Annotated in this window: 14 protein-coding genes; 8 read left to right on the top strand and 6 right to left on the bottom strand. The window is 31.1% G+C overall.

All coding sequences use genetic code 11. From position 1 onward, the window contains the following. Positions 1-7 precede the first annotated feature (7 nt). From ABHQ57_RS11165 to ABHQ57_RS11180, 4 genes are all read right to left on the bottom strand, one after another. On the bottom strand, positions 8-1,309 hold the full coding sequence (locus tag ABHQ57_RS11165) for a Glu/Leu/Phe/Val dehydrogenase (protein WP_047790200.1): 1,302 nt from the start codon (positions 1,307-1,309) through the stop codon (positions 8-10). Positions 1,310-1,353: 44 nt separating this feature from the next. Next, positions 1,354-1,521: a hypothetical protein gene (locus ABHQ57_RS11170; protein ID WP_156167091.1), complete on the bottom strand. Its 168-nt coding sequence runs from the start codon at positions 1,519-1,521 to the stop codon at positions 1,354-1,356. Positions 1,522-1,704: 183 nt separating this feature from the next. Beyond that, positions 1,705-3,030, bottom strand: a complete 1,326-nt coding sequence (locus tag ABHQ57_RS11175) for a sigma-54 dependent transcriptional regulator (RefSeq protein ID WP_159615396.1) — start codon at positions 3,028-3,030, stop codon at positions 1,705-1,707. Between the two features lie 5 nt (positions 3,031-3,035). Beyond that, positions 3,036-4,133: a sensor histidine kinase gene (locus tag ABHQ57_RS11180; RefSeq protein WP_159615394.1), complete on the bottom strand. Its 1,098-nt coding sequence runs from the start codon at positions 4,131-4,133 to the stop codon at positions 3,036-3,038. A gap of 148 nt (positions 4,134-4,281) precedes the next feature. Between ABHQ57_RS11180 and ABHQ57_RS11185 the strand changes: the two genes are divergently transcribed. Genes ABHQ57_RS11185 through ABHQ57_RS11200 form a run of 4 tightly spaced genes read left to right on the top strand, consistent with a single transcriptional unit; the run spans position 4,282 to position 6,365 of the window. Next, positions 4,282-4,893 carry a DUF4230 domain-containing protein gene (locus ABHQ57_RS11185; RefSeq protein ID WP_047790203.1) on the top strand — a complete coding sequence of 204 codons (612 nt, stop codon included), beginning with the start codon at positions 4,282-4,284 and terminating at the stop codon, positions 4,891-4,893. Further along, positions 4,893-5,258, top strand: a complete 366-nt coding sequence (locus tag ABHQ57_RS11190) for an MmcQ/YjbR family DNA-binding protein (protein WP_073184655.1) — start codon at positions 4,893-4,895, stop codon at positions 5,256-5,258. The genes ABHQ57_RS11185 and ABHQ57_RS11190 overlap by 1 nt, the downstream gene beginning before the upstream one ends. After that, complete coding sequence (locus tag ABHQ57_RS11195; RefSeq protein WP_047790205.1) at positions 5,255-5,815, top strand: hypothetical protein; 561 nt, start codon at positions 5,255-5,257, stop codon at positions 5,813-5,815. The genes ABHQ57_RS11190 and ABHQ57_RS11195 overlap by 4 nt, the downstream gene beginning before the upstream one ends. Before the next feature lies 1 nt (position 5,816). After that, positions 5,817-6,365 carry a 5-formyltetrahydrofolate cyclo-ligase gene (locus tag ABHQ57_RS11200; RefSeq protein WP_167714246.1) on the top strand — a complete coding sequence of 183 codons (549 nt, stop codon included), beginning with the start codon at positions 5,817-5,819 and terminating at the stop codon, positions 6,363-6,365. 45 nt (positions 6,366-6,410) lie between these two features. Here the strand turns inward: ABHQ57_RS11200 and rho are convergent, their stop codons facing one another. Then, on the bottom strand, positions 6,411-8,030 hold the full coding sequence (rho, locus tag ABHQ57_RS11205) for a transcription termination factor Rho (protein WP_047790207.1): 1,620 nt from the start codon (positions 8,028-8,030) through the stop codon (positions 6,411-6,413). A 199-nt stretch (positions 8,031-8,229) separates the two neighbouring features. On the opposite strand from rho, the gene ABHQ57_RS11210 reads away from it, so the two are divergent. The 4 genes from ABHQ57_RS11210 to ABHQ57_RS11225 all read left to right on the top strand — a co-directional run bounded on the left by ABHQ57_RS11210 (position 8,230) and on the right by ABHQ57_RS11225 (position 12,302). Beyond that, entirely contained in the window at positions 8,230-8,664 is a 435-nt protein-coding gene (locus ABHQ57_RS11210; protein WP_167714247.1) for a DUF4293 domain-containing protein, read from the top strand. Between the two features lie 219 nt (positions 8,665-8,883). Then, complete coding sequence (locus ABHQ57_RS11215; protein WP_073184660.1) at positions 8,884-9,540, top strand: response regulator transcription factor; 657 nt, start codon at positions 8,884-8,886, stop codon at positions 9,538-9,540. A gap of 262 nt (positions 9,541-9,802) precedes the next feature. After that, positions 9,803-10,465, top strand: a complete 663-nt coding sequence (locus ABHQ57_RS11220; protein ID WP_167714248.1) for a hypothetical protein — start codon at positions 9,803-9,805, stop codon at positions 10,463-10,465. Positions 10,466-10,475: 10 nt separating this feature from the next. Beyond that, positions 10,476-12,302, top strand: coding sequence for a tetratricopeptide repeat-containing sensor histidine kinase (locus tag ABHQ57_RS11225; protein ID WP_167714249.1), 1,827 nt, complete (start codon positions 10,476-10,478; stop codon positions 12,300-12,302). Here the strand turns inward: ABHQ57_RS11225 and ABHQ57_RS11230 are convergent. Continuing rightward, on the bottom strand, positions 12,285-12,782 hold the full coding sequence (locus tag ABHQ57_RS11230; RefSeq protein ID WP_159494549.1) for a metallophosphoesterase: 498 nt from the start codon (positions 12,780-12,782) through the stop codon (positions 12,285-12,287). The genes ABHQ57_RS11225 and ABHQ57_RS11230 overlap by 18 nt on opposite strands. Positions 12,783-12,789 lie beyond the last annotated feature (7 nt).

The following is a 12,789-nucleotide window of genomic DNA, read 5'->3' on the forward strand; positions in this document are numbered from 1 at the left end:
CTCCTTTTTATGGAAAAATACCTCGTTGAACATACGCTTTTTCAATACGTTGTATCGCTATACAGTAAGCTGCTTTTCGCATATCAACACCTTCTAACTTAGCATAATCTGAAACTCTAGTATAGGAGTCTTTTAGCTTCTTGTCTAATCGCGTAATTACTTCTTCCATATTCCACAACTCTCCGTTACGGTTTTGAAGCCACTCGAAATAACTAGTGATTACTCCTCCTGAATTACATAGTATATCAGGAATAATTGTTACTCCTTTTTCTAAAAGAATTTTTTCTCCTTCAACATTTATAGGTCCGTTTGCTCCTTCAGCTATTAAATTAGCTTTGATTAGATGTGCATTATCTTCAGTTATCTGATTACCCAATGCTGCTGGTATACAAATATCACAGTCAGTAGCAAAAAAATCTTCCTTCTCTATTGCTATTGATTCTGGGTACTCTACCAAACTTCCATTATTAGCTTTTGTATAATTGAAAAGGTCATCTACTTTAATTCCGTTCGTATTTTGAATACTTCCGTAAGCATCTTGAACCCCTATCATTTTTGCTCCTTCTTGTTCTAAAAAGTAAGCCGCCCAATACCCAACGTTTCCAAACCCTTGAACAATAAAAGTTTTTCCTTCTAAAGTTTGGTTATTTTCTTCTACCCAAAACTTGATGGTTAAGAAAACTCCATAACCTGTAGCTCTGTCTCTTCCTTCTAGACCTCCACTACCTATTGGTTTTCCTGTAACTACATGTTGATTCATTGAACGTTCAGCTGGTGCTTTTGTGCTCATATAGGTATCAGCCATCCACGCCATTGTTTGAGCGTTTGTATTAACATCAGGAGCAGGAATATCATGCTCTGGTCCAATATTATCACCTAATGCAAACGTAAAACGTCTGGTAATACGCTCTAATTCATCTTTTGAATATTTTGCTGGGTCTATTTGAATTCCTCCTTTACCTCCACCGTATGGTAAGCCAGCAAGAGATGTTTTCCATGTCATCCACATAGCTAATGCTCTGGCTGCATCAATATCTACCGTTGGATGGTAACGTAAACCTCCTTTATATGGTCCCAAAGCATTGTTATGCTGTACACGATATCCTTGAAAAATTTCAACGTCTCCATTATCCATCTTTACAGGAAAATTAACAATAATTTCGTTATTCGTAATGCTTAATATTTTACGAATATTAGGGTGTAAACCAATTTGATCAGACGCACTATTAAATTGCTCTAGTACATTATCAACCATCCCTCTAGCATTCTTTCGCTTCACTGGTTTTTTTAATTCCTTAGTTAAAGTCATCTCACTTATGTTTGAATTTATGTTGCTTTTAATTTTTTCTGTTTTTATACAGCTTGCATTTCTTTTTCTATAATGACTGCCTGTTTTTTTTCTTTTTTTACATCTACCTCATTATACTCACTACACGACCATACCTTTTCTTTAAATTTGGTTAACACACATATATTTATCTCTGTACATGATGGACAAATATTAAAAGGGTTAGCATTCATAAATTATATTTATTTTATTCTCTCTCTTAAAAGCAAATGATGTACCGTTAATGATGCCAAAAAAAAGAAAAACTCCCAACCCCTTGCAAACAAGAGGCTCTGGAAGTTTTTATAAATTTTTACTTAAAATAAAAACGGGTAATTTCTCCTCAAGTGGAGAAAAAACACCCAGAAAAATTTTTGTTATTCTTTCAGCTTTTCTCGTAATGTCTTACGGTCTATTTGAAGAATTTTTGCTGCTTTTGTTTTATTGTTATTAGTTGCGTTTAATACATATTGTATATGACGTTTTTCCATTTCTTTTAAGGGGATTAATCTTTCCTCAGAAAAATCGACATTATACTTTAGTGAATCAGGTAAATGCTCTACTTCTACTATACGATCACACATAATTACCGCACGCTGTATTATATTTTCTAACTCTCTAATATTCCCTGGCCAATTATATCTTTGTAGTATAGCTAAAGCTTTAGGACTTATTTTCACAAACCTATCTTTATATTCCACCCCATATTTAAACAAAAACTTTTCTACTAACATAGAAATATCTTCTTTCCTTTCCCTCAAAGGTGGTACCTCTATTTCAACTACTGTCAACCTATAAAATAAGTCTTCTCGAAATGTTCTTTTTTGAATCATTTCTTTTAGGTTATTGTTGGTGGCAGCAATAATTCTTACGTCTACTTTCTCCGCTTTTTGAGCTCCAACCTTCACCACTTCTTTTTCTTGTAAAACCCTTAGTAATTTAGACTGTACATTTAATGAAGCATTGCCTATTTCATCTAAAAAAATAGTTCCTCCATTAGCCGCTTGAAAAAAACCATTTCTGTTACCGTCTGCTCCTGTAAAAGCGCCTTTTATATAACCAAACAACTCAGACTCTAATAAATTCTCAGGAATTGCTCCACAGTTTACCGCTATGTATGGTCCTTTAGCAAATTTCCCTTCATAATGTATTGCACGAGCCACTAACTCTTTACCTGTTCCACTTTCTCCTTTAATAGAAACTGTTGCTTTATTATTTTTTACTCGATCTATTATTTGAAAAATTTCATTAATCTTTTCTGAAGCCCCTATCATATCTCCATAAAAGTCCTTTTTCTCTTTTTCTTGAGTAGTTTTTTTATGACTTTTTTCTGCTTTTTTTAAAGCATCATCCATTGCTGTTTTCAACTCATCTTTTGTAAAAGGCTTCGTTAGGTATGCTACTACTCCTGACTTAATGGCTTCTAATGAATCTTGAACAGATGGATATCCTGTTACTATAAGTTTAGGTAACTTTGGATAGTGTTCTGAAACAAATTTTACAAGCTCAAAGCCATCCACTTCTGGCATTTTTAAATCGGTTATTAGCAAATCAATTGGGGTATCTCTTAAAATTGTAACTGCTTCTTTAACTGATACTGCCTTGTAGGTATGATAATTCCAAGATTGTAAATGTCGATGTAACAACTCTAAGATATGAACATCATCATCTACTATTAATATATTTTCCTTTTTTAACGGCATTTCTTTTATTTTGGTAATCTAACCTCAAAGATAGCACCTTTTTCAATGCCATTTTTAGCTGTTATTGTTCCTTTATGACTCAATACAATACCATGCACAACACTTAACCCTAACCCTGTTCCTTCTCCTGTTGGCTTTGTTGTATAGAAAGGCTGAAATACTTTTTCAAGACCTTCGTCACTTAATCCTATCCCTTCATCAGAAATTCTTAATATCACTTCTTTATCTGTTTGAAATGTTTCAATAGTCACCAGTCCATCTTTAGGTGAAAAGTAAATAGCATTAATAATAAGATTGAAAATAATCTGAGTAAGTTGAACCGTATCTGCCCGTAACCACAATTCAGATTCTTCTACTTTCACTAGGTATTTTACAGACTGTCTTCTAAAAGTAGCGTCCAGTAAATTTATTGCATCTTTTATACTCGGAATAATGTTTACTTTTTTCATTTCTTGTGGCATTTCACAAGCAAAATACATGAGTTTTTTTACTACTTCTCTTGAAAAAATTGTACTTTGAATAATTTTATCTACATCTGCCAAAGCCTTTTCATTACTAGACATATCTGCTTTCAATAATTCTGAGTAACCTAAAATATTAGCTAGCGGGGTATTTAATTCATGGGCAATACCAGCGGTTAATTCTCCTAAGATTGATAAACGATCGGCGTGTTCCATTTTACGCCTCATCGACAGCTCATTGTTCTTTATTTCAATACGCTCTAAAAGTCCCCCTATTTTTATAGCAACGGTATCAAATAATTCTTTTTCCTCTTTTAAATATAGATTATCCTTAAGTTCTTTTCCTTTTATAAATGCTGATATTTTTCCTTTAGGTATATTAAATACCAGAATAGTACTTGAAATTATACAAAGCTCTTTCTTTGTTTTACTTTTCTCTTCAGAATACTCTTCTATATCGATAAAAACTTGGGTGCTTTTTGGAAACTGTAATGCTTTTTTTAAACTTTTCGTTATTGCTTTTAAAGTTACATCAACTTGATCAAGATTAGCGTTTATTATTAAAGATGTTACCTCATAAAGACAGGTTAACTCTTTTATACGCTCTTTTAGTTCTTTTTCTGTTGTACTTACTGACCTCATTGATTAGTTTTTATTAAGCTCTGATAAACTCTTGCTCTTTCTGGGAATAAAAATACAAAATAACTCTCCTTTGCTCACTTTGTCTTTAAAAACTCTTACATTATATATTCTTTTTTATGCTTTACCTATTTTATGTAAATTCGTAGTTATGGAATTACTTTTTATAGGTTTGGCAGGAGGAGCCATTATATCCTATTATATTTTTAAAAAATTCACCTCAGTAAAAAGAAAAAATTTGACCGAAAAACAATCGGTAGTTTTGTTAGATAAAATAAAAAAAGTATCTAAATTAATTACTGTTGAAGGAGAATTTGCCGAAATATATCACCATGAAAACACCAAAGAAAAATTTTTAGGACTTGTTACCAGTAAGAAAAAAGCCATTATTCTAATTAATGCTAAAGTGCATATTGGTTTTGATTTTAGGAAAATAAAAATGCATACAGATACTAAGAAAAAAGTATTAGTTCTTTCTGAATTTCCTCAACCTGAAGTATTTTCAATAGAGCCTAATTTACGTTTCTATGATATTCAAAACGGATTACTTAACAAGTTTAGTTCTGAAGATTTAACTGAAGTAAATAAAGAAGCGAGAGAACACATTCTTCAAAAAATACCTGAAAGTAATTTAATGCAAACAGCAAACAAAGAAGCCCTAGAAGCAGTTACCTTAATGCAAAATTTAGTGGAAACTATTGGATGGAAACTAGACTACACTGCTTTAAAAATTCCTGAATCAACTCAAAATTTAATTGAATAATGAATATTGAAGAATTTCGTAACTATTGCATTACCAAAAAAGGAGTAACTGAACATTTTCCGTTTGATGATAATGTTTTAGTATTTAAAGTAATGAATAAAATGTTTGCTTTATCGGGTTTAGATAGTTGGGAGCAACATGAACCTAAAATTAATTTAAAATGTGAGCCTGAGCGTGCTTTAGAATTACGAGCTGAATATGAAAGTATTAACCCAGGATTTCATATGAGTAAAAAACACTGGAACACAGTTACTTTGAACAATGATGTTTCTGATACTTTTGCTTTTGAATTAATTAACCATTCATACGAACTTATAGTGAAAGGATTAACAAAAAAACTTCAAGAAGAATTACGAAATTTATGATAGAACAAGATAGTTTAGAATACTCCTTTGAACTTATAACTCCTAACTCTACAGAATTAAACTATAAACTGACAAAAGAATATTTTAAAGAAGGTAAGTTTAAGAGTGAAGAAAACTTTTTTCAATTAGAGTTTAAACAAGGATCAAAGTTAAAAAACGGACTTGTTCTCAACCCTCTTAAATGGAAAAGTCAATTTCAAATAACTTTTGACAACAATCTAGTTTTTGTAAAAGGACTTGTTGATCCTTCTAATCAGTTTGTTTCACAAGCAGAAATAAATTGTTGGAATAGATTCATCACAAACTTTAAAAACAGTCTTTTACAAAGAAAAAACTTATTCATACTTAACAAAGAGTTTGTAAAAACTTCAAAAAAATCCACGTTGAGTTATATTTCTTACGGTATAGTCTTAACAGTTTTACTTCTAGTAATAATAGGATTCACTGCCGATTACTTTAAGTTAAGTCTCACTCAAGTAGTCATTCCTTCTTCAGCGATTACTGCAATTGTGATTTTCTTAATTCAACGAAAAATGAATCAAAATAAAATCAGCTAACATGCTCAAATCTGACCTTAGAAAACTATACAAACAAAAGAGAAATACGCTTACTCAAACAGAAAAAGAAAAATTACAAGAGAGCATTTACCAACAAATATTCGAGTTACAAACTGATGATATTCATACTGTACATTTGTTTTTATCCATGCGAAAGTTTAATGAAATAGACACGAAGCCCATCATTGATTTTTTTAGAGGCAAAGGAAAAAGAATTATTGTTAGTCGTTGTAATTTCGAAGATGATACTCTTTCACATTTCTATTTTGAAAAAGACACTGAGCTAGAACTCAATAAATTTGGAGTTCCGGAACCTATAAATGCGGAAGAAGCTAATGTAAAAGATATTGATTTAGTTTTTGTTCCTATGTTAATTTCTGACGAACAGAACTATAGGGTTGGTTACGGAAAGGGCTTTTATGATCGATTTTTATCTGAATGTAGAGAAGATACTCGCACCATTGGACTTAACTTCTTTCCCCCTATCAAAAAGATAAAAGATACTTATAAGTTTGATGTTCCATTAGATTCTGTGATATACCCAAAATAAAAAATCCCGCTAAATGCGGGATTTTTTATTTTATATAACTGACGATTATCCGTTCATTGAAATCAGGAACTCCTCGTTATTTAATGATCTTTTAATTCTATCTTGAATAAACTCCATTGCTTCAATAGGGTTCATATCAGCTAAATACTTACGTAATACCCACATACGTTGTACAGTCTTTTCATCTAATAATAAATCATCACGACGTGTACTCGACTTAATTAAGTCAATTGCAGGGTAAATTCTACGATTAGCAATATTACGCTCTAATTGTAACTCCATATTACCCGTACCTTTGAATTCTTCAAAGATAACCTCGTCCATTTTCGAACCAGTTTCAGTAAGTGCAGTAGCAATAATAGTTAAAGAACCACCATTTTCAATGTTACGAGCTGCCCCAAAGAAACGTTTTGGTTTGTGTAATGCATTAGCATCAATACCTCCTGATAAAATCTTCCCAGATGCTGGTGCCACGGTGTTGTATGCTCTTGCTAAACGTGTAATAGAATCTAATAAAATTACTACATCATGTCCACACTCTACTAAACGTTTTGCTTTTTCCAACACAATATTAGCTACACGAACATGTTTATCCGCTGGTTCATCAAAAGTAGATGCAACCACCTCACCACGTACACTACGTTGCATATCAGTAACCTCTTCTGGGCGTTCATCAATTAATAAAACAATCTGATAAACTTCAGGATGATTTGCTGCAATTGCTTTTGCTACATCTTTTAACAATACTGTTTTACCCGTTTTAGGTTGCGCCACAATCATACCACGCTGTCCCTTTCCTATTGGAGAAAACAAATCAATGATTCTAGTTGACAATGAACTTCCTTTTTCTGCTAAGTTAAACTTTTCATTAGCAAATAATGGTGTTAAGTGTTCAAAAGATACACGATCTCTTACGATGTTAGGATTTAATCCATTAATTTTTGATACTCTAATTAACGGGAAGTACTTTTCGCCTTCCTTTGGAGGACGTACGTTACCTCTAACTGTATCACCTGTTTTTAATCCAAATAACTTTATTTGAGACTGTGACACATAAATATCATCAGGTGATGATAAATAGTTGTAATCTGAAGAACGTAAAAAACCATATCCATCAGGCATCATTTCTAAGACACCTTCACTTTCAATAATACCATCAAACTCAAAATCAGGGTCACGGTACTTATTACCACTTTTATGATGCTGCTTATTAGTATTCTGGTTTTTATTATGCTTATTACCTCTATTATTGTGGTTTTTATTATGCTGCTGCTTTTGCTGTTGAGGTTGTTGCTTTTTATCCTCTGAAGCTTGAACTTGCTTCTTCTCTTCTTGTCTTTTCTTAGGCTTATTAACAACTTCCTTTTTTTCTGGAGTTACTTTTTCTGGAGTTTTTTTCACTTCAGTTTCGTTAACAACCTTTTCTGGATTTTCTGCAGTAGTTTTAGCTTCTGTTTTAGCTATTCTTTTCCTTTTAGGCTTGTCTGCTTTAGGTGCTGCAGGTTTAGGTTTAGCCTCATTAGCACTTGCTTCTGCTTGCGCATCTAAAATTTTGTATACTAAGTCTAGTTTTTTTAGCTGACTAATCTTTGTTAATCCTATTGATTTGGCAATAACTTGTAAATCAGCTAATTTTTTAGTTTTTAATTCCGAAATATCGAACATTCGTTAAATAATTAAGTTACTAAAATTCCTTATTTGTAAAGAATTGTTTTGTATTAAGTTTTGTTTTGAGTGCTAATTATATAGGGGCTATATAATAATTCTGTGCGGTTACATACAAGGCAAATATATACAAATATTTTAACTTCTAATATTTCTTTTTAAAAAAAGAAGTATTACATTTGCTACCCGATAAAAAATTATGATACAAAGAATACAATCTATATACCTATTAGTAGCAGGAATTATCTCTGGAGGATTGACTTTTATAGTTAGTCTTTGGAGTAACTCCCAAACTAATACTATTTATGTTTTAGATTTATTTTCTGAGAACTCAATCTTACAAAAAAGTATTCCTGTTTTATTTTTTATTTCGGCTTTAGTAGCTATTGTAACAATATTTCTATTTAAAAATCGTCAGTTACAATTTGTACTAAACCGGTTAAACATATTGATAAACCTTTTTTTATTAGGACTATTGATTTATTTATCACAAACATTATCTGGAGAAGCTTTGGTTTCTGAGAAAGGTATTGGGATGTTCTTTCCTATCATTGTTATTTTGCTATTAGTTTTAGCAAATAGAGCCATTAAGAAGGATGAAGATCTTGTAAAATCTGTAGATAGATTACGATAAACCTAACATCTTAGTATATTTAGTGCGAAAAAAACCGAGAATTAAATCTCGGTTTTTTATTTTTGATTCCGTAGGCTATTCAAGCCCTCTAGCTTTAAATGTTAAAGAAATGTTAAAAAAAACTCAGGGTTTTCCCTGAGTCACTAATAAAACAATTAGGGATACTGTGTATTGTACACACTCTTTTAACCTCATAAATTTGTAACTGTAATAACAATCATGAATTACAACAAGATAAAAGTTCACATAGCAGATGACCATAAGATATTAATAGACGGTGTCATTGCTTTATTAAATACTGAAGATAATATTGAAGTTGAAGGCTATTCTTTAACTGGTAAGCAAGTAGTAAATTGGTCTTCAAAAAACACAGCTGATGTATTAGTTTTAGACATAAACATGCCTGAAATGGATGGTATTGAAGTTTTAAAAACGTTTAGAAAACGTAATACAACTATTAAAACAATAATTCTTTCTGGTTTGAGTGATCCAAAACTTGTTCAAGAAATGATTGCATTAGGAGCCAATGGTTTTGTTGATAAAAGTCGAGCTAATGAGCAAATAATTGACGCTATAAAAGTCGTTCACAATGGTATACAATACATTAGCGAAGACATTAAAGTAAAGTTATTAGACTTATATGCTTCAGATGCAAAAGACGAAGATGAACCAGAGTTTTTGCATGGAGATTTAACCGAGAGGGAAATTGCTGTATTAAGATTAATAGCAAAAGAAAAAAGCTCTAGTGAAATAGCAAAAAAACTAAATGTTAGTATTAAAACGGTAGAAACATATAGAAGTAATTTATATAAAAAATTGAAAGTAAAAAATGTAGTAGGTTTAGCGATGTATGCTGTGAGAAACAAAATAGTGTAAAGACATAATCAACCCTTCAAATTTTCTTTAGTCCCCCAGATTAAGAAGAAGCCCCCCGAGTCTATACACTTCATGCATCGCTAATCAACTGCTACTAATAATAAACCCAATAGCGATGTACGCGTTATTTAACATAGTATAGAAAACCCCTTCATTTTGTTTTCTTTTATCCCCTAAGAGATATTGTCCCCCGTCTCTTAACATCTATCCTAAGTACATCGCTATTTTTAAAAAAAATCTAATCTCAATAAATATACAAGTCATGAAAAACTTTACTCCTTATTTACTAGCTTTGAGTCTTAGTGTTATTTTTGCTTCTTGTTCTTCTAACGAAGCAGAAGTTATAGAGAATAATCCAGAAAATTTATTACAATCATATACGCTTAAAAGAGATGCAACTGGGGCCTACTCTATTGATTTTAATACAGCTAATAATACCGATGTAACTACATTGACTAATACAGACAATTCTAAAGAGATTATTTTAGCTGAAACTGTACAAAAAACATCTACAAAACACTCTAATGATTTTTCTATTGAAAACAATCATTTAAAAATTGGTTTCCTAGAAACCAGGAACGGAAAAAGGACTAATATTTACATTGAAGACGAAAATATTACCTTTGCTAAAGGAATTACAGAATTTTTAAACTCATACAGCATAACAGCTAATGAAGATGGCACATGTCAATTAGATTTTACAGTCAATGATAATGTAAACACAGATTTCGTCTATAACGAAAACCTAGATGTGTATGAAATACATTTATCTGCTGGTGAAAGCCTGCAAAAAACATTTTCTAGACATTTTGAAATGAATTCTGATAAAATGCTTAAGTTGGATTTTGTTAATCATAAATATTCTGGAAGAACAGAAGAAGAAACAGCTGAAAGGAAACCTAGAATCATCCAAGAATTAATCTAACACAATTTTAATGCCTAATAAAAGCGACAAACCTCAACTTTTGACCTTTATAGGTTTATATTTTTTTCTTTCAATATTTGGTTCTTGCTTATCAATTGAAGCAAACAACTACAAAGATTATTCTTATTTTCAAAAACGTGACTCTATATTAAATCAAGAATTTAAAACTGTAAAAAAATTATATTCTGACGAAAAGTATTCTCAATCATTAAGAAATGCGCTAGCCTTATTAAATAAAATAGACACTAATAAAAATCCAGAATTAGGTTATTTGTGCCATTATCAGATAGGAGAAATATTTAGAAAGATTAATAATCATGAAAAAGCTTTATTTCATTTTAAGAAATCTTTAGAAATATCTCTTATAAATAGTCACTTTAATGAAAACAACAACATCCTTCCTAAAAATAAAACCAATTACGCAAAAAGCTTATTAAGAGCTGGTTATGAATTTTTTAGATTACAAGAATTAGATAGTGCTAAAAACTATTACTCTAAAATAATTGATTTAAATTTTCATAGCAATGAATTAGAAAACGTGAAAGCTTCAGCTTATAATAATCTATCAGGAATTTACCTTTATGAATCCTCATATAAAACAGCTAGACAGTATGCGAGAAAAGCTATTGAGATAAGAAGAAAATATAATAATAAAATATACGAAGCTGCAGCATTAGGAAATCTAGCCAGTATTTATTTAGAAGAGAAAAAATTTAATGATGCCAAGTTAATCTATTTAAACGCAATAAGTTTAATTGAAAAAGACACTACCAATGAAGCCGTTAGATTCAAAGAAGATTTATATTTTAACTTAGCCTGGGCATTGTACAAGATGAAAGACTATACAGCTTATGACTATCAAGAAAAATCATATTTAATTAAGGACGATAGAAGAGACAAAGAAATTAGAAAGACTGTAGAGCAAGTTTATGCTCAACAAAAAGTAGACCTAGAAAAAGAAAAAACAGCCTTAGTTGAAGAACAACGTAAACTAGAAGAAGCCCAAGAAGCTAAAACCTCTATGCTCTTTGGTGCTTTAAGTTTTTTAGTATTAATTGTTTCAGGAGTAATTATATACAATTATAAGCTTCGTCAAAAAAACTTACGCCTCAAGTTATCTGAAAGTAAACTTATACAACAACAAAACCTTGAGAAAGTAAGATCCGAAGCTCAAATTAAGATTCTTAATGCTACGATTGACGGAAAAGAAACTGAACGAAAACTTATCGCAGAAATATTACACGATAATGTTAGTGCACTACTTTCATCGGCAAACATGCACTTAACAGCTACAAAAAAACAATTTAACGGAGATACACCACAAGAAATAGAAAAAACACAAGCTATTATTTCAGAAGCCTCTCAAAAAGTTAGAGACTTATCTCACAACTTAGTTTCTTCTATCCTTTTAAAATTTGGGCTAGAATATGCTATTAAAGATGTTGTTAAAAAATATTCTAATAGCCAATTGAAGCTTGAGGTTTCCGCAAAAAACATCAATAGATATAATCAAGAATTTGAAATAAAAATATTTAATGTGATTCAAGAATTAATCAATAATATCTTGAAACATAGTAAAGCCAAACATGCACAAATAGATTTAAAAGAAGAGAAGAATCAACTAACCGTTCTCGTTAAGGATGATGGGGTAGGATTTTCTACCTCGTCTTCTTCTTTTTCTGATGGTATTGGACTTAACCAAGTTGAAGCTAGAGTTCACATGATGGATGGCAAACTAACCATAAAGTCTCAAATAAATGTAGGCACTACAATACAAATTATAGTTCCAATATTAAGAAAAGAAAACAACTTTAACAAGTTAACCTCTGTTAGCTAATTCAATAATTTCCATATTTTTTATATTACTATTATCTATTTCAAAACGTAGCATCGTTCTAACTTTATGAAATCCATGATTTCCTGCTGCTCCTGGATTTAAATGTAACAAATTCAGATTCTTATCATACTGAACTTTTAATATATGCGAATGTCCACAAATAAACAGTTGTGGTGTATTACTTTTTAACTCTTCTCGAACCCTTTGATTATATTTATTCGGATAGCCTCCAATATGAGTTATCCAAACCGAAACGCCATCTATTATAAATTTATTATCTAACGGAAATTCTGCCCGAGCACTTTTATCATCAATATTTCCATATACTGCTCTCAGTGGTTTTAGCTTTTTTATACTATCAGTAACTTGTAGGTTTCCAATGTCACCTGCATGCCAAACCTCATCAGCTTGTTTTACAAACTTTAAAATTTGTTCATCTATAAAACTATGTGTATCGGAAAGTAATAAAATTTTCTTCATTGAAACA

The organism is Tenacibaculum sp. ZH5_bin.1 (assembly GCF_042865525.1).
Classification (GTDB): Bacteria; Bacteroidota; Bacteroidia; order Flavobacteriales; family Flavobacteriaceae; genus Polaribacter; species Polaribacter mesophilus.

Excerpts from the sequence above, each read along its gene's own strand:
- ABHQ57_RS11165 (WP_047790200.1), bottom strand. The coding sequence starts at position 1,309 with ATGACTTTAACTAAGGAATTAAAAAAACCAGTGAAGCGAAAGAATGCT.
- ABHQ57_RS11170 (WP_156167091.1), bottom strand. The coding sequence starts at position 1,521 with ATGAATGCTAACCCTTTTAATATTTGTCCATCATGTACAGAGATAAAT.
- ABHQ57_RS11175 (WP_159615396.1), bottom strand. The coding sequence starts at position 3,030 with ATGCCGTTAAAAAAGGAAAATATATTAATAGTAGATGATGATGTTCAT.
- ABHQ57_RS11180 (WP_159615394.1), bottom strand. The coding sequence starts at position 4,133 with ATGAGGTCAGTAAGTACAACAGAAAAAGAACTAAAAGAGCGTATAAAA.
- ABHQ57_RS11185 (WP_047790203.1), top strand. The coding sequence starts at position 4,282 with ATGGAATTACTTTTTATAGGTTTGGCAGGAGGAGCCATTATATCCTAT.
- ABHQ57_RS11190 (WP_073184655.1), top strand. The coding sequence starts at position 4,893 with ATGAATATTGAAGAATTTCGTAACTATTGCATTACCAAAAAAGGAGTA.
- ABHQ57_RS11195 (WP_047790205.1), top strand. The coding sequence starts at position 5,255 with ATGATAGAACAAGATAGTTTAGAATACTCCTTTGAACTTATAACTCCT.
- ABHQ57_RS11200 (WP_167714246.1), top strand. The coding sequence starts at position 5,817 with ATGCTCAAATCTGACCTTAGAAAACTATACAAACAAAAGAGAAATACG.
- rho (WP_047790207.1), bottom strand. The coding sequence starts at position 8,030 with ATGTTCGATATTTCGGAATTAAAAACTAAAAAATTAGCTGATTTACAA.
- ABHQ57_RS11210 (WP_167714247.1), top strand. The coding sequence starts at position 8,230 with ATGATACAAAGAATACAATCTATATACCTATTAGTAGCAGGAATTATC.
- ABHQ57_RS11215 (WP_073184660.1), top strand. The coding sequence starts at position 8,884 with ATGAATTACAACAAGATAAAAGTTCACATAGCAGATGACCATAAGATA.
- ABHQ57_RS11220 (WP_167714248.1), top strand. The coding sequence starts at position 9,803 with ATGAAAAACTTTACTCCTTATTTACTAGCTTTGAGTCTTAGTGTTATT.
- ABHQ57_RS11225 (WP_167714249.1), top strand. The coding sequence starts at position 10,476 with ATGCCTAATAAAAGCGACAAACCTCAACTTTTGACCTTTATAGGTTTA.
- ABHQ57_RS11230 (WP_159494549.1), bottom strand. The coding sequence starts at position 12,782 with ATGAAGAAAATTTTATTACTTTCCGATACACATAGTTTTATAGATGAA.